The sequence below is a fragment of the Mesorhizobium sp. M0664 genome, assembly GCF_040320565.1.
Lineage (GTDB): Bacteria > Pseudomonadota > Alphaproteobacteria > Rhizobiales > Rhizobiaceae > Mesorhizobium.
Genome location: NZ_JAMYPW010000018.1, coordinates 52,977 through 71,499, shown reverse-complemented (window position 1 = coordinate 71,499; position 18,523 = coordinate 52,977). Strand labels below are relative to the sequence as shown.

Annotated in this window: 21 protein-coding genes and 1 tRNA gene; 11 read left to right on the top strand and 11 right to left on the bottom strand. The window is 61.7% G+C overall.

Annotated features, from left to right (window positions below; all coding sequences use genetic code 11):
• Positions 1 to 41 precede the first annotated feature (41 nt).
• On the bottom strand, positions 42 to 575 hold the full coding sequence (locus NKI39_RS17930) for an outer membrane protein assembly factor BamE (protein WP_352449315.1): 534 nt from the start codon (positions 573 to 575) through the stop codon (positions 42 to 44).
• 114 nt (positions 576 to 689) lie between these two features.
• Between NKI39_RS17930 and NKI39_RS17925 the strand changes: the two genes are divergently transcribed.
• The 7 genes from NKI39_RS17925 to NKI39_RS17895 all read left to right on the top strand — a co-directional run bounded on the left by NKI39_RS17925 (position 690) and on the right by NKI39_RS17895 (position 5,624).
• Positions 690 to 1,229 (top strand): ubiquinol-cytochrome C chaperone family protein, encoded by a 540-nt coding sequence (locus tag NKI39_RS17925; RefSeq protein WP_352501523.1) that lies wholly within the window; start codon positions 690 to 692, stop codon positions 1,227 to 1,229.
• A gap of 40 nt (positions 1,230 to 1,269) precedes the next feature.
• A complete protein-coding gene (locus NKI39_RS17920) occupies positions 1,270 to 1,818 on the top strand; it encodes a YceD family protein (protein WP_352833331.1) in 549 nt (182 codons plus the stop codon).
• 122 nt (positions 1,819 to 1,940) lie between these two features.
• Positions 1,941 to 3,011 carry a phosphate acyltransferase PlsX gene (gene plsX / locus NKI39_RS17915; RefSeq protein ID WP_352472001.1) on the top strand — a complete coding sequence of 357 codons (1,071 nt, stop codon included), beginning with the start codon at positions 1,941 to 1,943 and terminating at the stop codon, positions 3,009 to 3,011.
• A gap of 9 nt (positions 3,012 to 3,020) precedes the next feature.
• A complete protein-coding gene (locus tag NKI39_RS17910) occupies positions 3,021 to 3,992 on the top strand; it encodes a beta-ketoacyl-ACP synthase III (protein WP_023674509.1) in 972 nt (323 codons plus the stop codon).
• 104 nt (positions 3,993 to 4,096) lie between these two features.
• Positions 4,097 to 4,420 carry an integration host factor subunit alpha gene (locus tag NKI39_RS17905; RefSeq protein ID WP_023717292.1) on the top strand — a complete coding sequence of 108 codons (324 nt, stop codon included), beginning with the start codon at positions 4,097 to 4,099 and terminating at the stop codon, positions 4,418 to 4,420.
• 245 nt (positions 4,421 to 4,665) lie between these two features.
• Positions 4,666 to 5,208 (top strand): MerR family transcriptional regulator, encoded by a 543-nt coding sequence (locus tag NKI39_RS17900; RefSeq protein ID WP_023674511.1) that lies wholly within the window; start codon positions 4,666 to 4,668, stop codon positions 5,206 to 5,208.
• Positions 5,209 to 5,282: 74 nt separating this feature from the next.
• Positions 5,283 to 5,624: a hypothetical protein gene (locus tag NKI39_RS17895; protein WP_352501526.1), complete on the top strand. Its 342-nt coding sequence runs from the start codon at positions 5,283 to 5,285 to the stop codon at positions 5,622 to 5,624.
• A 126-nt stretch (positions 5,625 to 5,750) separates the two neighbouring features.
• Here NKI39_RS17895 and NKI39_RS17890 read toward each other — a convergent pair whose 3' ends face one another.
• Positions 5,751 to 5,942, bottom strand: a complete 192-nt coding sequence (locus NKI39_RS17890) for a hypothetical protein (RefSeq protein ID WP_023674514.1) — start codon at positions 5,940 to 5,942, stop codon at positions 5,751 to 5,753.
• A 317-nt stretch (positions 5,943 to 6,259) separates the two neighbouring features.
• Between NKI39_RS17890 and NKI39_RS17885 the strand changes: the two genes are divergently transcribed.
• Together NKI39_RS17885 and NKI39_RS17880 are read left to right on the top strand one after the other, a co-directional pair.
• Positions 6,260 to 6,538 carry a helix-turn-helix domain-containing protein gene (locus NKI39_RS17885; RefSeq protein WP_352471998.1) on the top strand — a complete coding sequence of 93 codons (279 nt, stop codon included), beginning with the start codon at positions 6,260 to 6,262 and terminating at the stop codon, positions 6,536 to 6,538.
• A 119-nt stretch (positions 6,539 to 6,657) separates the two neighbouring features.
• Positions 6,658 to 7,194, top strand: a complete 537-nt coding sequence (locus NKI39_RS17880; RefSeq protein WP_352833328.1) for a YbaK/EbsC family protein — start codon at positions 6,658 to 6,660, stop codon at positions 7,192 to 7,194.
• On the opposite strand, the gene NKI39_RS17875 is transcribed toward NKI39_RS17880, so the two are convergent.
• The 7 genes from NKI39_RS17875 to NKI39_RS17845 form a co-directional block, all read right to left on the bottom strand.
• Entirely contained in the window at positions 7,155 to 7,349 is a 195-nt protein-coding gene (locus tag NKI39_RS17875) for a hypothetical protein (RefSeq protein WP_023674517.1), read from the bottom strand. The two genes, NKI39_RS17880 and NKI39_RS17875, sit on opposite strands and share 40 nt — an antisense overlap.
• 147 nt (positions 7,350 to 7,496) lie before the next feature.
• Positions 7,497 to 7,730 carry a hypothetical protein gene (locus NKI39_RS17870; protein WP_352471996.1) on the bottom strand — a complete coding sequence of 78 codons (234 nt, stop codon included), beginning with the start codon at positions 7,728 to 7,730 and terminating at the stop codon, positions 7,497 to 7,499.
• Positions 7,731 to 8,497: 767 nt separating this feature from the next.
• Positions 8,498 to 8,574: transfer RNA gene (locus tag NKI39_RS17865), tRNA-Pro, on the bottom strand.
• A gap of 36 nt (positions 8,575 to 8,610) precedes the next feature.
• Complete coding sequence (locus NKI39_RS17860) at positions 8,611 to 9,900, bottom strand: O-antigen ligase family protein (protein WP_352833325.1); 1,290 nt, start codon at positions 9,898 to 9,900, stop codon at positions 8,611 to 8,613.
• Positions 9,897 to 11,432, bottom strand: coding sequence for an undecaprenyl-phosphate glucose phosphotransferase (locus tag NKI39_RS17855; RefSeq protein ID WP_352770039.1), 1,536 nt, complete (start codon positions 11,430 to 11,432; stop codon positions 9,897 to 9,899). The genes NKI39_RS17860 and NKI39_RS17855 overlap by 4 nt, the downstream gene beginning before the upstream one ends.
• A 116-nt stretch (positions 11,433 to 11,548) precedes the next feature.
• Positions 11,549 to 12,673: a glycosyltransferase family 4 protein gene (locus tag NKI39_RS17850; protein ID WP_352833322.1), complete on the bottom strand. Its 1,125-nt coding sequence runs from the start codon at positions 12,671 to 12,673 to the stop codon at positions 11,549 to 11,551.
• 12 nt (positions 12,674 to 12,685) lie between these two features.
• Complete coding sequence (locus NKI39_RS17845; RefSeq protein ID WP_352471991.1) at positions 12,686 to 13,249, bottom strand: polysaccharide biosynthesis/export family protein; 564 nt, start codon at positions 13,247 to 13,249, stop codon at positions 12,686 to 12,688.
• A 255-nt stretch (positions 13,250 to 13,504) separates the two neighbouring features.
• Between NKI39_RS17845 and NKI39_RS17840 the strand changes: the two genes are divergently transcribed.
• Positions 13,505 to 15,754: a GumC family protein gene (locus NKI39_RS17840; protein WP_352833319.1), complete on the top strand. Its 2,250-nt coding sequence runs from the start codon at positions 13,505 to 13,507 to the stop codon at positions 15,752 to 15,754.
• A 23-nt stretch (positions 15,755 to 15,777) separates the two neighbouring features.
• On the opposite strand, the gene NKI39_RS17835 is transcribed toward NKI39_RS17840, so the two are convergent.
• Complete coding sequence (locus NKI39_RS17835) at positions 15,778 to 17,007, bottom strand: GNAT family N-acetyltransferase (protein ID WP_352833316.1); 1,230 nt, start codon at positions 17,005 to 17,007, stop codon at positions 15,778 to 15,780.
• Between the two features lie 89 nt (positions 17,008 to 17,096).
• Here NKI39_RS17835 and NKI39_RS17830 point away from each other — a divergent pair, with 89 nt between their 5' ends.
• On the top strand, positions 17,097 to 18,155 hold the full coding sequence (locus tag NKI39_RS17830) for a polysaccharide deacetylase family protein (protein ID WP_352471988.1): 1,059 nt from the start codon (positions 17,097 to 17,099) through the stop codon (positions 18,153 to 18,155).
• On the opposite strand, the gene NKI39_RS17825 is transcribed toward NKI39_RS17830, so the two are convergent.
• Entirely contained in the window at positions 18,152 to 18,379 is a 228-nt protein-coding gene (locus tag NKI39_RS17825) for a DUF2842 domain-containing protein (protein ID WP_023674629.1), read from the bottom strand. The two genes, NKI39_RS17830 and NKI39_RS17825, sit on opposite strands and share 4 nt — an antisense overlap.
• Between the last annotated feature and the right edge of the window lie 144 nt (positions 18,380 to 18,523).

The window sequence follows — 18,523 nt, the reverse complement described above, 5'->3', positions numbered from 1 at the left end:
GAAGCGAAAGGAACGGAAGGAAGCCGACACCCTCGGGTGGATCAGGAGCCGCCGAGCGTGCTGCCGCCGCTGGCGCCGGGAACACCAGGCGCCAGCTTGCTGGCGCCACTGATGATCTGGCTGAGGAAGTTCTGGTCCTTGCCGCCGGTCGGCGTGGTGCGCGAGATGAAGTCGAACACCTTGCCGTCCTTCAAGCCGTAATTGGCGATCTGGGTGACGCGCCCGTCATCGCCAAAATAGACCGCCAGCACATGCTGGTCGACCAGCCGCGGCTTGTCGAAGGCGACATAGCGCTTGCGCGTCTGAGAAATGTAATAAAAGGCCTCGTTATCGAAGGTCGCCTTCGTCGAGGGAGTGCCGAGCGCCAGCAGCACCTGTTCGCGGCTTGAGCCGACCGGCACCAGGTCGATCGCCTGCTGGTCGATGACGTAGCCTTGCGTCAGCGTCTCGCTCGGATTGAGATCGCCGATCATCTTAGACGAATTGCAGGCGGAAAGCGCCGCAGCGATCACCAGCAGCGAAACCGCACCGCCGGGCCTGGGCAGGAAAGTCGACTTGAATTTCAGCGCGCGCAACTACAACTCCATAAGCTGGCCGCAACTTGCGCTGGGCCGCAAAACCGGTAAACCAGCTTGCTTGCCGATGCAACAAGGCCACTTCAACAAACGGTCCCGGGAGACCACCCTCAAATGTTCCAGCGCCTCTTTGGCCGCGAACGACATGCCAACCGCGCCATCACCGAGGCGCTTTACGCACAAATCGTGGCGGCGGCGCGGCAAACGGTGTTTTATTCCGCCTGGAACGTACCGGACACGCCGCTCGGCCGCTTCGAGATGCTGTCGTTGCACATGTTCCTGTTTCAGCACCGGTTGCGCGGCGAGGGCGGTGCTGCGGCAGAGGTTGCGCAGGTGCTGATCGACGAGTTCTTCATGGATGTCGAACATTCGTTGCGTGAATTGGGCATTGGCGACGTCGGCGTGCCGAAGCGAATGCGGAAACTGGCGAAAATGTTCTATGGCCGTACCGCCGCCTATGATGATGCGCTGCAAAGAAATGACCATGATGCACTCGCCGTCGCCCTTGCCCGCAATGTCAGGCCGGATGCCGGCGCCTGGCCGCAAGCGTCGCAACTGGCACTCTATGCCGCCGATGCATCAAGGCAACTCGCGGAACAGCCGACCGAATCGATCGTTTCCGGAACGGTGTCATTTCCCGTGGCCAACGCTTGAGCGACGGCAGGCCGATGAAGGTGGCGAAGTGGAGGCGAAGATGAAACACTCTGATACCCACAGCCCAGTGTCATTCCTGGCAAATGTCGCCCGGCTGCCGCAAAAGGGGCTGCCGGTGGTGATCGATGCCGACGCTGGGCAGCGCGCCCTGCTGGCCGTCGAGCACGAGCTGCTTTCGGTCGAGAATTATCGCGCCGAACTCCTGGTCGAGCCCTGGAAACGCAACGGGGTGAAAGTCAGCGGCCATGTCGAGGCCGATATAACGCAGGCCTGCATCGTCACCCTCGACCCGGTCGAGGCGCATATCGACGAGCCGGTCGAAGCGCTGTTCCTGCCGGAGCAATCCAAGCTCGGGCGGCAAGGTTTCGACGGCGGCGGTGAGATCCTGCTCGACGCCGAAGGCCCCGACAGCCCGGAAACCTTTTCCGGCGATGCGATCGACGTCGGGGCGCTTGCCGAGCAGTTCTTTGGCTTGGCGATCGATCCATATCCGCGCAAGCCGGGTGTATCGCTGGAGGCCGCCGGCGATGCCGAGCCTGTGGAGAATGAATTCCAGCAAAAGCTCAGATCACTGTTGGGAAAATCCTGATGGCTGACCCAATTTGAGAAAAGTTGGTTGTGCGGCAGCCCAAAACCGTTATTTTCGCCGAACCTTCGCGAGCCCGCACCTTGGCAAGCCCGCTGGCCAATCAACCGTGAGATGAACACCGCGTGATCAGGATTTCCATCGATGCCATGGGCGGCGATCACGGGCCAAGCGTGGTCATCCCGGCGCTCATGACTGTCGCCACCCGCCGTCCGGATATACGCTTCGTCATTTATGGGCGCGAAGAAGTGGTACGGCCCGAACTCGCCAAATTCCCCAAGCTGGCGGAAGTGAGTGAGTTCGTGCACTGCGAGATCGCAGTGCGGATGGACGACAAGCCGAGCCAGGCGCTGCGCCATGGCCGCTGGAAGTCATCGATGTGGAAGGCCGTCGAGGCGGTCAAGGCAGGCACTGCCGACGCCTGTATCTCGGCCGGCAATACCGGCGCGCTGATGGCAATGTCCAGATTCTGCCTTCGCACCATGGCGACCATCGATCGCCCGGCAATCGCGGCGCTCTGGCCGACATTGCGCGGCGAGAGCGTGGTGCTGGACGTCGGCGCCACCATTGGCGCGGATGCGCATCAACTGGTTGACTTTGCCATTCTGGGCACCGGCATGGCGCGCTCTGTTTTCGGCATCGAACGGCCGAGCGTCGGCCTGCTCAATGTCGGCGTCGAGGAGATCAAGGGCCAGGAAGAGGTCAAGGAGGCGGGTCGTATGTTGCGCGAGGCCAACATGGCCTCGATGAACTACCATGGCTTTGTCGAGGGTGACGACATCGGCAAGGGCAGTGTCGACGTCGTCGTTACCGAGGGATTTGCCGGCAACATCGCGCTGAAGACGGCGGAAGGCACCGTTAGGCAGATCGCCGGCTATCTGCGCGCGGCGATGAACCGGACGCTGATGGCCAGGATCGGCTATATCTTCGCCAAGACCGCCTTCGATCGCCTGCGCGAGAAGATGGATGTCGGCCGCTCCAATGGCGGCGTCTTCCTCGGATTGAACGGCATCGTGGTGAAGAGCCATGGCGGGGCTGATTCGGATGGCTTCGCGGCGGCGATCGAGCTTGGCTACGACATGGTGCGCAACAATCTGCTTGACCGCATCGAAGCCGATCTCGACCTGTTCCATGCCCGCAATCCGAATGCCCAGACAATCCGGAAATCCGACGTCGTCATCGACGCAAAGGAATAGGAAAGAGCATTGATCAGATCCGTCGTGCGCGGCACGGGCGCCGCGCTGCCCCGCCGCATTATGAAGAATGCCGATTTCGAAGGCATGGTCGAGACGTCGGACGAGTGGATCGTCCAGCGCACCGGCATTCGCCAGCGCCACATTGCGGCCGACGACGAGACGACGGCCTCGCTGGGCGAGGCGGCAGCGCGCGCGGCCCTCGACAGCGCCGGCCTGACGGCTGACGATATCGACCTGATCGTGCTGGCGACCTCGACGCCCAACAACACCTTTCCCGCGACCGCGGTCGAGATCCAGAACCGGCTCGGCATGCACCACGGTTTTGCCTTCGACCTGCAGGCGGTCTGCTCCGGCTTCGTCTATGCAGTGACGACCGCCGACCTCTATATCCGCGGCGGCTTGGCCAGACGGGTACTGGTGATCGGCTCGGAAACATTTTCGCGTATTCTCGACTGGAACGACCGCTCGACCTGCGTTTTGTTCGGCGACGGCGCCGGCGCGATGGTGCTGGAAGCAGGCACGGGGGCAGGCGGCATCGCCGACCGAGGCGTTCTGGCGGCCAGCCTGCGCTCCGACGGCATCCACAAGGACAAGCTTTTTGTCGACGGTGGGCCGTCGACCACCGGAACGGTCGGGCACCTCAGGATGGAAGGCCGCGAAGTGTTCAAGCATGCGGTCGGCATGATCACCGACGTCATCGAGGCGACGTTCGCACAGGCCGGCATCGGCGCCGCCGATCTCGACTGGTTCGTGCCGCATCAAGCCAATAAACGAATTATTGACGCTTCGGCCAAAAAGCTCGGGATAGAGGAGCGGAAGGTGGTGGTGACCGTCGATTTGCACGGTAATACCTCGGCAGCTTCCGTGCCGCTGGCACTGTCCGCAGCCGTCGCCGACGGTCGCATCAAAAAGGGTGACCTGGTACTGCTCGAGGCGATGGGCGGCGGCTTCACCTGGGGTGCCGTCCTGCTCCGCTGGTAAGTGCCGAACTATCGGGTTCGGGTCCTTGACCTTGACGGATCAATTACTTAGGTTCTGCCGTTGCTTGTATCGATTTATGTTTTTGAGCTGATGGGACGGGTCGTATGGGGGGAAAGACACTTACGCGCGCCGACCTCGCCGAAGCCGTTTACCGCAAGGTTGGGCTGTCACGTACTGAATCGGCCGAGCTTGTCGAGGCGGTGCTGAATGAGATCTGCGAGGCGATCGTTCGCGGCGAGACGGTGAAGCTGTCGTCCTTCGCGACCTTCCACGTCCGCTCCAAGAACGAGCGCATCGGGCGCAATCCCAAGACCGGTGAGGAAGTGCCGATCCTGCCGCGCCGGGTGATGACCTTCAAGTCGTCGAACGTACTGAAGAACCGTATCCTGCGCTCCCATCAAAACAGCAAAGCCAAGGGCAGCAAGTAGCCGTCCAATCCCCCTTTGCCAAGAATCATGCTCCAGGCTTCGGTTGAAAAATGAACCCTGCTTTTGCGCCGGGCTTGAATATTGTTTCATAAACCGCTGAAATAAGATGCGATTCGGTAGGCCGGATCGGTATTTGGGTGTGATCCGTTCCGCCGGGACGGAAAGCTGCTCTCTTTGTTAAGCGTGATGTCGCCCGAACCCGGTTCCCGCCTTTCGCGATCATGCTCTAGCGTGAGGATTCGTCCATGGACAAGAGCCCTGATGCTTTCCGCACCATCAGCGAGGTCGCGGAGGATCTGGATTTGCCGCAGCACGTGCTGCGTTTCTGGGAGACGCGTTTCAACCAGATCAAGCCGATGAAGCGCGGCGGCGGTCGCCGCTACTACCGTCCGCAGGACGTCGAACTGATCAAGGGTATTCGTCATATGCTCTACGACCAGGGCTATACGATCAAGGGCGTGCAGAAGCTGTTGCGCGAGAACGGCAACCAGTTTCTGATCGCCGTCGGCAGTGGCGACATGGCGGCGGTCGAGGCGATCTCGCAGCGCCGACAGGCCGACACGGTACCGCTGACGCAAGCGGCGCAGCCGCGCGGCCCGGACGACGAAATGCTGGTTGGCCAGCCGAGGGTGAAACCCAGCCGTCGTTTTTTCGGCATAGGCAAGACCGACGAGGAAGGTCCGGTTCCGCCGGACACGTCAAAACTTTCCCGTGACAATCGCGCGTTGCTGCAGGAGGCGCTGTTCGACCTCCTGGAATGCAAGCGCCTGCTCGATCAGGTTCGCTAGAGCCCGCCGGGTTGACCGGAACGGTCTTCAGGGTCACGCGTTAGGCTTCCTTCTGCAGATGAAGGAAGCACGTCATGGCATCGCTTTCGAGCATCTCCGACACCGATCTCAACAAGCAGGTCGCGGCCTTGGCCAGGGAACTGGCCACCTTGAAGAAAGCCGTGTTGAAGCAGGGCGGCGCCTTTTACGAAGACGGGCGCGATACCGCGTCGGATTACTATTCGGATATCACTGAGCGGCTCGGCAACGCCTTGCCGGCAATCAGAAGGCAAGGCCGGGCGATCGAGAAGACCGCCCGAGATCACCCGGCGACGGCGGCCGCTGTCGGGCTGGTTCTGGTCGGGCTTGTCGCCAGTCTGTTCCTCGGCGGCCGGCAGCAAAACGCGCCGCGAGCGCGTTCAAGGTCGGCACGTTAAGAAAAGCAAATGGCGGTGGTCAGCGGACCGCCGCCATTTTTCGCCGACACGGCAAACCCGGCAAGCGCGCCGCCCTTGATCCAGGACCAGAACGCCTGACTGCGGGTTGTTCGCCCGAGGGTGTTTTCAGTACTTCTTCGCGACAACCTTCTTGTGATGGTGGCGGTAGTGGTGGACGCGGTGATGGTAGTGATGGCGGTGATGCTTCTTGACGGTGGTGTGCATCGTCGTCGCATTCGCGCTGCTTGCGCCGATGATCGGCATCGAGAGGGCAAGTGCGATTGCAAGTCCAAGGGCGGAGAGAAGAGGCTTCTTCATGACATCGTTTCCTTTTTGCGCAGGCGGAATTTGAGCGTCACTGATTCAGGTCGGTGACTCGAGCGCTGCGGTTGGGACTATCGCCTTGGAGTTTTTCGGCAGTTTCTCCGGCCTGTAGAATTTTGTTTCCGAACTGTGTCTGCTGAGGATCCGGCCAGATGTCAGCTCGCCGGCATCCGCCATCCATTCCGGCGTCGGTTCACGATGCCGTGACGCTATCTTTGATGCTTGGCAAATCACCGGCGAGCGGGCATTCTCCCGATCGTCTCAGGCAACAACATGATTTGATCTAACTCTTTCATCCCACGGAGTTGCCAATGCCCCAAATAGCAAAACGCGAACCTTATTCCGAACTGGCGGCGAGCGCGGTTACGCCTGAACGCAGTGCCGTCCGAACCGCCCGGGAAGCCCGTGGATACAGCATCGAAGAGCTGTCCCTGGCGTGCGGGCTGGCAGCCTATGAGATTGCCGACGTTGAAAGCGGCAAGGATGCCGATCCCTCGAAACGTCGGCGTATTGCCTCCGCGCTTCAACTTCCGGAAAGCGCTCTGTTTGACGAAGCCGTGTTGCCTGCCAAAAGGCGATCCGTGTCGTAGCGACGTGTCATGCTTTTATTCCACGAGCTCGCCATGGGTCGCCCTGGCGGGCTTCGTTTTTTCGGCCACGTAGTGGACTTGCCGGCCGCCACGGCGACGCCAGACGGAAATTGCTGGAGATGAGCCTCGAATCCGTTCGCGCCTTCTTCGCCGCACACGCGCCCGACATTGACGTCATCGTCACGGAGGCAAGCTCGGCGACGGTGGCTCTGGCCGCCGAAGCGCATGGCGTAGCGCCGGCGCAGATTGCCAAGACGATCTGCTTGCGCGCCGGCGACCAGACGATGCTGATCGTGGCCAGCGGGATCTCCAGGCTGGACAATCGCAAATTCAAGGACCGGTTTGGTGGCAAGGCGCGAATGCTGGACGCCGACCAGGTGCTCGCCGCGACCAACCATCCCGTCGGTGGGGTGTGCCCGTTCGGCCTACCGGCGCCGCTCCCGGTCTACTGCGACATCTCGCTGCGCGCCTTTGACGAGGTCGTCCCGGCGGCAGGCGCGACGAATGCCGCCGTGCGGCTCAGCCCGCAACGCCTGGCCGAACTCGTCGACGCCGAGTGGGTGGATGTGTGCCAGTTGCGATTTATCCGGGTCGTGGAATCCGCTGAGCGTTACCGCTACTCGGTCTTCTGTGGCTCTTCTTTCTTGATCGTCTGAGCGTCCGTGACAGTCGACATATCGGCCTTCTCGACGCTTGCTGTCTTCGTCTGCGTGTCGACCGATGCCTGAACCTTGGAATGCGCGGGGCAATCCGCAGAGGCAGCTGATATGGACATGGTCAGTGCCGCGGCTATTGCGAGGAATGTCTTCATGATCATTCTCCTCTTTCGTTCGATGGGTAAAGTTAGCCCGTCTGGCACCGACCGCAAAATCACATTTGTTCACACGCGCTCCTGCGCACACGGAAGCCGACGCTGGGCCAGTGATTCAAATGGCTGCGCGGATAGCCGCTTGCCGTATCAAGGCCCACTGGCTCCGGCCGGAGGATTTTTGGCGTTAAAGATCTCGCCGCTCAGAGCCAGTCTCAAATCTTCGGCGCTGAGCTGACCACTTTCAAATAAATCCATCACTCTGCGGCCGAGCACTTCTCTGCCTGGATCTCCATCAGCGAGGCCTAGTTCACGGCATCGGGCATCAAGTGCCTTGGTCAACATGGTCAGCTCGGCAGGACAGGCAACTCCTTGAAGCGACATTGCATCTCTCCCGAAAAGGGCGAAAGCGCGTGGCATCTTCGTAGCGTCCGCTCGCCCTTACAACTGCGGACGACGGCAATTCAACTAGAGCCAACCTTTTTCGAACTCAACATTCAAACGTACCAAAACGCCGCGCGCTCCAATGCGAGGATCCTGCTACAATACGGTATGGCCGTCCGAATAGCGGTTGTCCTCGCGCTTCTTTTCGCCTTCGCCTACGGTTTCGCAAAACTCGCGGAACATTATCGCAGCGTTGGCGACAGGCCCTCTCCGTGTGAAGAATTGCCCTATCCTGATTGTCCTGACCAAAAAGCTCCTCCCCGGGAAGAAACTGAGCCTTGAGCGCGCGCCTGTTCAGGCCAGGCCAGCCGTCGGGATTGAATTAGTTCTTTCCAACCGACGGTTGGTGGACGCATTGCAGCTGATGCGCCTAGGGTTCAGTACGATCCGCGCGCACCGGGCATGCCCAACCCCCGAGTCACCCCTGCCTGATGCAAGGCGCCTGATCGAGTCCCGCCGTTCTGGCATGTGCGGCGGGACCTTTTCTCACGATAAAGGTTGGCGTACGCAGCAAAGCTTACCTAGCCATTACCGCGCGGTTTCTCGGTGGGCTTCTGGCTAGACGCCAGCCTCCGTGCCTCGCGCACGAGTGATGCGTGATCGGTTCCCTCGATGAGATCACGCCTGCGTATGTTGCGCTGCTGCAGTGCGGCTATCGTCTGTACAGCCAGTTTTGGGGGAAAACTGGCTAAGCCTTTGGATTTTGATGGTCGGAGTGGCCGGATTCGAACCGACGACCCCTTGACCCCCAGTCAAGTGCGCTACCGGGCTGCGCTACACTCCGGACCGGTCGCGATGTATCGTGATAGACCGGGTCCGGTCAACCGAATTCGGTTGCTGTCTTGCCTGAAGCAACCGCGACGGGGATTGCCGGTCGCTGCGTCGCCCGCAGCTGCCACTGGTGGCGGTATTCGAGCGCGATGGCACCCCAGATCAAGCCGAGCAGCAGGTAGACGTGGCGCCAGTGGTCGATGTCGATGAAGGTGCCGAGCCCGATATTGCCGATGAAGGCGACGTAGGCGCATAGAAGATAAGGCTGCCACGGCCGGTCGCGCAGCAGAATGCGGAAGCCGGCGGCGATCGTCCAGCACGTCAGCGTCAGGAACGACACGAAGCCGAGCCAGCCGTAATCCATCAGCATCTTCAGCCAGATGTCGTGCGTGTCCTCGCCGAAGATCTTGCCGAAGACGAGCGGGCCGATGCCGAAAGGATGCTCCAGTGCCATCTGAAAGCCGATCGTATAGCGGGCGAAGCGGCCGAGCCGGGCGGTGTCGTAGCTTTGTTCGAGCTGTGCGCGGTTCGAGAACATTTCGGCGACTCCTGGCAGTTGCAGGATGACGATCGTTGCGATGACCAGCAGTCCGACGGCGGCGATGGTCATGACGACGACGCGCAGCCTGAACTTGCCGCTGGCGCTCTGCAGGAACAAGGCACCGGTCAAAAGGATCGCCGAAACGGCGAACATGCCCCAGGCGCCGCGCGAAAAGGAAAAGAAGATGCCGGCGGTGATGATCAGCAGCGGCATAGCCAATAGAGGCATGCGCGCGACCGAGCCGGTAAGCAGCAGATAGAGCAGGTAGATGCCCGGCAGCACCAGGAACGGACCGAACACGTTCGGGTCCTGGAAGGCGCCGGCGGCACGGTCGTATTTGGTGAAGATCTCGGCTCCTGGAAAGGCATCGAAATAGCCGGCTATGCCGACCAGCGAAGTCAGCACCGCCGACACCACATAGGCGACGAAGATCACCCGGTAGAGACTGGGCCGGACGGCCGTTACCGAAGCGAAAAAAACCGCGGTTAAGGCCAGGAACAGCGAGACGGCGAGATAGAGCGGCGTGCCGGCGAGGTCCGACATCTGCGTCATCGAGATCATGCCGCCGATGTTCATGATCACCAGCAGCACCAGCAGCGGCACCGCCGCGCGTTGTATGCGCAGGCCGAACAAGGGCCACACCACGATCAGCCCGACCATATAGAGGTCGTATGGCGCCGGTTCATCGATGACGAAGCCCGACAGGAAAACACCGAGGAAAACCGCCCCCGAAGCAATCAATGCAATCAGCTTGGCGTTGACCGCCGTCGCGGGCAATTCATAGGCCGTCGCGCTCAATACGCGTTTTCCGTATTGAGCAGGCGGATCGGCGTCAGGAACAGGATTCTGAGGTCGAACAAGAGCGACCAGTTCTCGATGTAATAGAGGTCGTATTCCGTCCGCATGCGAATCTTCTCGTTGGTGTCCATCTCGCCGCGCCAGCCATTGATCTGCGCCCAGCCGGTCACACCGGGTTTGACCTTGTGGCGAGCGAAATAGCCGTCGACCACTTCATTGTAGAGGAGGTTGTGCGACTGCGCGGCAATGGCGTGCGGGCGCGGCCCGACCAGCGACAGCGAACCGAACAGCGAATTGAAGAACTGCGGCAGTTCGTCGACCGAGGTCTTGCGGATGAAGCGGCCGACGCGGGTGACGCGCGGATCGTTCTTGGTCACGGTCTGTTTGGCCGTCGGGTCCGCCTTGTCGGTATACATCGAACGGAACTTGTAGACGTCGATGATCTCGTTGTTGAAGCCGTGCCGCTTCTGATGGAACAGCACCGGCCCCTTGCTGTCGAGTTTGATCGCGATTGCGGTCGCCAGCATCACCGGCGAGAACACGATGATGCCGATGATCGAAAAGACAATGTCGAAGGCGCGCTTGGCGACCGAATCCCAGTCGTTGATCGGCTTGTCGAAAATATCGAGCATCGGCACCGAGCCGATGTAGGAATAGGCGCGCGGCCTGAACTGCAGCGCGTTCGAATGCGCCGATAGCCGGATGTCGACCGGCAGCACCCACAGCTTCTTCAATAACTGCAGCACGCGCGATTCGGCGGTCAGCGGCAGCGATACGATCAGCATGTCGATGCGCGCGATGCGGGCAAATTCGATGAGTTCGGAAATTGTACCGAGCTTGGGATAACCGGCGACAACGGGCGGCGACCGCTTGTCGCCGCGGTCGTCGAAGATGCCGCAGATGCGGATGTCGTTGTAGGGCTGCCTTTCGACCGAGCGGATCAATACCTCCGCCGCCTTGCCGCCGCCGACGATGACGGCGCGGCGCTCCATCCGCCCGTCGCGCGCCCAGCGCCGGATCAGCTTCGACATCACCAGTCGGAGACCCAGGATCAGCACGAAACCGACGACGAACCATGTGCCGAAGAGCAGGCGCGAATAGTCTTCGGACATTTTCATGGTGAAGGCGGTGAGCGCCATCAAGGCGAATGTTCCGGCCCAGACCAGCAAGAGACGGCCGAAATTGGCGATCGGCCGCATCAGCGCGACGATCTGGTAGCGGTCGGTGACGTCGAACAGAACGACCGCGAGGAACGAGGTGGCGGCGATCGTCAGTGAGTATTGCCAGGCAAGATAGTTGAAAAAGCCGACATAATAGAAATAGACGGCAAGACCTGAGACCAACAGCAGCGCGAATTCCACCATGCGCAGGACGCCGCTCACCATGATCGGCGACATCGTATCGCGCCGGTATTGCGAGGCGACCTGGCGGGCAACATCGTTCATGCCGCCGGCCGTATTGTTCTCGGCAGGGGCGTCGAATTTGCGCACCGCGTCTAGCGAAAAACGGCGCGCTGGGTCGATTTCGTTCATGGGTCGTCCGCAGGTTTCCCTCAGGTGAATAGCAAAAGAGAGCTAAGAAACCCTTGAAACAACGGATGGCTTTGGAGACGCTTTCACCAGGAGCAGCCCGGTGGAAACCCGTTGCTCTATTTTTTGAGCGCGGCGAAATAGGCCTTTTCGATTTCGGCGGCCATTACATCGGCGCCGAAGCGTGCCTTGAGGTCGGCGAGGCCGGGCATCAGGCCTTTGTAGGTGTCGAGATCGGCCAATGCGGCGCTTATCTTGTCGCCAAGTTCGCGCGGGTCGGGCCGGATCAGGACAGGTGAGCCGGTGTCGAAGATTTCCGGTATGCCGCCGACCGCCGTCGCGATGATCGGCTTGCCGGCGGCGAGCGCTTCCAGAACTATATAGGGCATGGCTTCCGCGCGCGAGGGAACGACGACCAGTTCGGCCAGCGTGAAGGCGAGCCTGGCCGGCATCGGCGTCAGGAAGCTGACCTCGAGGCCGAGCTGATTCACCTGGGCGCGATAGCGCGCCAGGTCGTCGCCGTCGCCGACCATCAGCGCTTTCAAAGGGCGGCCGAGCCGTGTCGCGGCTAGCCCCAGCGCATCGATGAAGATGTCCGGGCCTTTGAGGTCTCGCATCATGCCGATATAGAGGAGGTCAACCGCATTGTGCTCGGTCCGCACCGGCTCGAACTCGGCGGCGCGCAGGCCGTTGTGGACGAGAGCGTTCGGAATGGGCGGCTCGCCGACCTTCCTGCGATAGGTCCGCCGCTCATAATCGGAAACAAACAGCAGGCAATCGGTGAAGCGAGCCATGAAGCGCTCGAGCGCGAAGAACAACTTCCCCATGGCGGTGGTCTCGTCATAGTGAAGCGAGCCGCCATGCGGCGAATAAAGGCGGGCTACGCGCGACCTGGATACCCGCAACAATGAGCCGAACAGACGGGCATAGGCGCCACCTTTGGCGCCATGCCCGTGCAGCACGTCCGGCCGCAATTCTTTTATGATCCTGTAGGTGCGCCGGGCCGAGGCGAGATCGCCTGGCCCGACATGCCGCTGCATCGGGGTGCGGTGAATGCCGAGTGCCAGGCTGCCTTTCATCTGTTCGAACAGCCGTTCCTCGAAATCGCCGCCCGTCGTCGAATCGCAGACGATGCCGACGGCATGGCCGGCGGCGACCTGAGCCTCGGTCAGGTCGCGCACATGCCGGAAGATGCCTCCGACCGGTGAGCGAAAGCAGTGGACGATCCTGAGTGTGTCCGCCACTTTGTCAGCACATCAAAACAGGCGTTCGCGAACATAGACTGTATCGCCGGGCAGCAGCGGGTCGGAGGTCACCACGCGTCCGGTTATCACCTTGCCGTTGATGTCGCGGGTAATGTCGACGCTTTCCTGGTTGGCGCGTGGCGTGAACCCGCCGGCGATGGCGACGGCTTTCTGCACGGTCAGGCCTGGAACGTAGGAATACTGCCCCGCCGCACCTACTTCACCCATGACGAAGATCGGCCGGTAGCGATCGATTTCGACCGAAACATCGGGATCCCGCAAATAACCCTGGCGCAGTTTCTCGGCGATCTCCCTTTCAAGCTGTTGGGCGGTGTGGCCGCGCGCCGGCACGTTGCCGACGAGCGGCAGCGAGAGATAGCCGGACTGGTCGACGCTGTAGGTATTGGTCAGTCCTTCCTGCTCGAACACGGTTACGCGGACGCGGTCGCCGGCGCCGAGGCGATAGGGCTGGTCGAGAACTTCATGGAACGCGGCCGGCGTCGGCCGGTAGCTGGAGCAGCCCGAAAGCATCGATACGGCAAGCAGCGCGCGGAAAAGGGGAGCAGTGCTTTTCATGAGCGGACACGTACCTTTGAATAGCCGGCGACTCTGCGGCAAACCTTAACGATCGAGCTCGGTTATCATCCTGTTAGGGTTAATGGCCGGTAAAGGCGCGCGGCCGATGCGGGCCGGATCGACAAATGCAGATGGTTTTCAGCCTCTTGTTTGCGGCTTGTTAATAGAGCCTGACAGGTTCTTACCGCGATATTAACGGCTGAGTTACCATAGTTGTTTACGGTGCATGCTGACTCAGTACCGGAGCAGGGATGCATGTCCGTTCAATCCGCGGCCGCAGATGTCGACGTCGATCTCAGGCAGCTTTTCGCCAGCCTGGCGCGAAACTGGTTGCGCATCCTTGTCGTCGCACTGGTTGTAGCCGGCCTGGCCTTTGCGCTCGCCTGGCTTGCAACGCCCGAATACAAGGCGGCAGCCAAGCTGGAGATCGGGCCTCGAGAATCGGAGTTCACGCGGCCAGCCGGGGCCAACGGCAACGAGCGGTCGATTCCCGACGAAGAGGCTGTGGCCACCGAGGTCCAGATCATCTCGTCCCCCGACATCCTCAAGCAGGTGGCGGCGAAGCTCAACCTGGCGAAATTGCCCGAATTCGACGAGGCGCTGAAGATGTCGGCGCTGAGCCGCGCCCTTGTCCTTGTTGGCTTGAAAAGCGATCCGTTCGAGATTCCGCTGGAAGAGCGCGTGCTGGACGCAATGCATGAGAAGCTCAACGTCTATGGCGTTGAAAAAACCCGCGCGATCGCAATCGAGTTCTCGTCAGAGGATCCAAAGCTTGCCGCCGCGATCCCGAACGCCATTGCAAACGCCTATATCGCCTCCAAGGGCAATGCCAAGCTCGAATCGAATTCCGCCGCCACCGACTTTCTGGCGCCGGAAATCGCGGATCTGCAGAACCGGGTGAAGGAGGCGGAAGCCAAGGTTGCCGCATTCCGTGCGCAGTCCGATCTTTTGATGGGCGGCAACAATTCGGTGCTTGCCACCCAGCAGCTGTCCGAATTGTCGAGCGAACTGTCACGCGTGCGCGCCAATCGCGCTTCGGCGGAAGCGACCGCTGACAGCGTGCGCATGGCGTTGCGCAATGGCGGCTCGCTGGATGCCGTTCCGGAGGTGTTGTCTTCCGAACTGATCCAGCGCCTGCGCGAGCGGCAAGTCGAACTCAAGAACAACATCGCCGACCTTTCCACCACTTTGCTCGACAACCATCCGCGCATCCGCGCGCTGAAGTCGCAGCTCGCGGATCTCGACCGCCAGATCCGCAACGAAGCGGAAAAGATCATGAAAGGCCTGATGGCGCAGGCCGAGACGGCGAAGGCGCGAGAGGCTCAACTCGTGGCAGACGTCAACACGCTGAAGGCGGCGTCCGCCCGCGCCGGCGAAGAGCAGGTGGAACTCGATGCGCTGCAGCGTGATGCCGCGACCAAGCGTCAGCAGCTCGATCTCTATTCATCCAGCTATCTCCAGGCGGCCGCACGCAAGGATCGCAACTATCTGCCCGTCGACGCTCGCGTATTTTCGGAGGCCCAGGTGCCGGCCGAACCTTATTTCCCCAAGATTGGTCCGATTGTCAGTGCGGCCTTTGTCGGCTCGTTGCTCATCATGGCGATCGTCACGCTGCTGCAGGAACTGTTTTCCGGCCGCGCCATGCGTCCGGCCGCCGGTGCCCATTTCGAGCGCATCGAGCAGGTTGCGATGCCGGCTGTCCAGGCCGAACGCGTGATGGCCGAGCCCGACCCGTCGGTTGGCCGGTCCGAACCGGCAGTCGTTGAGATCGATGAGGCCGACGACGACAATATCATTGAAAGCAAAGTGGAGCCGGAACCCGTCGCGGTGGCGGAAGCGGCTGCCGAGAAAATCGAACCGGAGTACTCTGAAATGGCAGCTGGAGACATTGAACCGGCACGTTCTATCCTCGGCGAGGTCGACATCGACAAGGCCGCGGAAAAACTGATCGCCACCGGTGCCGCCCGCGCCATATTCGTGTCGCCGGAAGGCGACGAGGCGGCTGCCTCGGCGGTGTTGGTGGCGCGCGCAGTCTCCGACGCCGGGCTACGCGTGCTGCTGCTTGATCTCACCGCTTCGGGTGCCGCCTCGCGGCCGATGCTGGACAGCGGGCTGTTTCCGGGCATCACCGATCTGCTCGCCTCGCAAGCGCAGTTCAGCGATGTGATCCACCCCGATCTCTATTCGGACTGCCACGTTATTCCCGTCGGCACAGCCGATCCGGTCCGCGCCATGCGCGCCGCCGACCGGCTGCCGATCATCATGCAGTCGCTGACCACCGCGTATGATTTGGTCGTGGTCGAATGCGGACCGGCCGACGCGCAAGGCATCAGCCGCCTGGTGGGCGAGGGGACCGAGGTCTTGCTCTCCATGCTTGAGCCGGACGACGAGGTGACACAGGCTGCGGTCGCGCTCATCGAGAGTGGCTATCCCGACCTGACGCTGGTCACGCCCATCGGCCATGTGGCGCCGGGCCCAATGCCGGGACGGCGCTCGGCCGCCTGAGGCAGTTTTCTCTCAAATCGAAATCAGCTGTCGTCTTCGCCTGCGGCCGGTGCTGTCCGCCCCACGGCTTTGCGGCGCAGTAGCTTGGTTAGCTTCCAGACCAATGGGCTGTGCTTGATGAATGCCTTCAGGCTTGCGCCGTGCCTGAGCGCAAGCGCCAGCGCACGACCTTTCAGCGTCAGCGGAACCAGCACCTCGAAATGCTGCGTTTCGACATCGCACCACAATCGCTTGTAGGGTTCGTCGCCGACCGAGAAATCATAGATTTCGAAACCCGCCTCGCAGGCTTCCTGGATGTTCTCGAAGAACAGGAAGTCGCCCGGGCTGGTGTGTGCGAGGTCGTCCTCGGCAATCGCCCCGAACTCGCAGATCAGCCGCTTGCCCGAGCGGCTCGACCCGGTGACTGCACGAAGTTTGCCGGCGACTTCCAGCCCATGCAGGACGAAGGACGGATCTTCCTCTTGAAGCGCGTCGGCAAACAGCGAGCGGAAAAAAGCGCGCACCTCCGCCTCACCGAAAACATTGGCGATGCCCATCTTGCGGAAGCGGGATTCCTTCATCTCAAAAAAGGCATCGAGCAGCATGTGCACCTCGTCCGCAGTCCTCGCCTCGATGCGACGATAGCTGCCAACGGCCTCGAACTTGCGCGCCTGCGAGCGATGCTTCTTGCGCCTGCGCTTGCCGCTCACGCGGGTGAGCAGTGCGTCAAATCCTCCCACAAGACCGGCAGCCAGCGACAGATTGGGGCTCGAAAAATGCGGCAAGGCGGAGAGCGGGTTGGCAACGCCGTCGAGATCGGGCAGCAGCCGCTCCAGCGCGACAAGATCGATGTCGCGCCGCGCCTTGGCAATCGCCGCCAGCATCGAGCGGATCGCCGCGCTATCGGCATTCGCCAGCCATTGCGGGTCGGCGGCGGCAAAATTGCCGTTTGCATGGCGGCCGCCCATGAACCGGGCGACGCGGAACGCTCCACTGCGAGTGACCTCCAGCGCCAGTGAGAAAATCGGCCTGTCCTCGGCGCGCAGCGTCGCAACGACAACGTCGGCGCCGGTATGTGCGGCCCAGTTCAGGATCCAGCCGGCGCTTTGCGCAGGGGCAAAAAGCGCCGAATGGCAGAATTCTGCGTACGCCGCCAACGCCGCACTATCGGCGACCGAGGTTGACAGGCCGGCTTTGCCGGCCGGCAAGGCATACGGCGACGCCTCGCTGCTTGCCAGCCGATTGCCGTCAAATGACGCGGTGGCGTCAACCATACCTCAATCCTTGGGGCGTATTCGTCGCGATTGGGGGTCCGCGCAGGCGCATTCCATGCTTGATGAGCTTAGGCGCAAAAGGTGAATGAATGATCGACGGGGGCGAGGCAATCCGCAAACTGGCGCTCAATCTCGCCCGCTATTCCGGTCTCGCGCCGCTGGCCAAGCCGTTTATCGGCGGCCTTGGCGCCATCCTGATGCTGCATCGGGTAACCGCGACACCGGAGAAGCCGAACGGCGTCAACCGCCATTTGAACATCGCGCCGGGGTTTCTCGACACCGTGATCGCCGACATGAAGGCGAACGGCTACAGTTTCGTCACGCTTGACGAGGCGATCGAGCGCATCAAGGCCGGCGACAAGGACGGCCAGTTTGCGACGATCACCGCCGACGACGCCTATCGAGACAACATGACCGAGGCGCTGCCGGTGCTGGAGAAGCACGGCGCGCCGATCACCATCTACGTCGCGCCGGGGCTGATCGACGGCGCTGCCGATTTGTGGTGGGACGTGGTCGAGGACATCGTCAATGCGCGCGATCGCCTGACGCTGACGACGCCGGATGGCCCGGTGACAATCGACTGCTCGAGTCCGGGAAAAAAGGTCCAGGCCAATGCGCGCCTGCACGCTCATCTGACGCTGAAGGTGCGCGAGCAGGACCAGCGTGCGGTGTTGCGGGATCTGGCGCGCTCGAACGGCATCGAGTTGGGTGGTCCGCGCCCGAGCACGCTGATGAACTGGGACGAGATCCGCACCATGGCCGGGCACCCGCTGGTGGCGATCGGCGCACATAGCGTCAATCACTGCAATCTGAAGCGGCTTTCCGAGAGCGATGCGCGACATGAGATCGGCGACGTCAAGCGCATATTGCAGGCCAAACTCGGCGAGGAACCGCGCCATTTCGCCTATCCCTACGGTTATGCCAGTGCCGTCGGCCGCCGCGAAGTAGGCCTAGCCCGCGATGCCGGCTACGCCTCGGCGGTGACGACCCGCCACGGCATACTCCGCGCCGAGCATGCCGGCTTCCTGCACGCCCTGCCGCGCATTTCGGTCAATGGCCGCTATCAGAGCGTCGCCCACATCCGAACAATGTTGTCGGGCGTGACGACGCCGCTGGCCAATGCCGGCAAGACGGTGGTGACGATCTAACTGTTGCCTCGCCCCTTCGGCCGCGGCTCCAGGATCAGCCATTTGATGATGCCCATCGCCGGCAGCACCCACAAAAGCCCGCTGAGCAGGAAGAAGATGAAGTGCGCCAGCGGCCCGGACTGCGACAATTGGGCGACCGCCACGATCGAGGCGACCAGCGCATAGACAATGACCAGCACTACCAGCAGGAAGCTTCCGATCAGCTTTTTCAGGCGAATGGGCATGGCGCGATCTCGTTGATCGCTATCGCTTAGGCCGAACAGCCAATACGCGCAACCCGCCAGAAACGGCGCGACGGCGTGCCGCGCTGTCCGGTCTTGCAAGCCGGGTTGCGATGGTTCACCAATCCGCGACTTCAACTGCCGGGA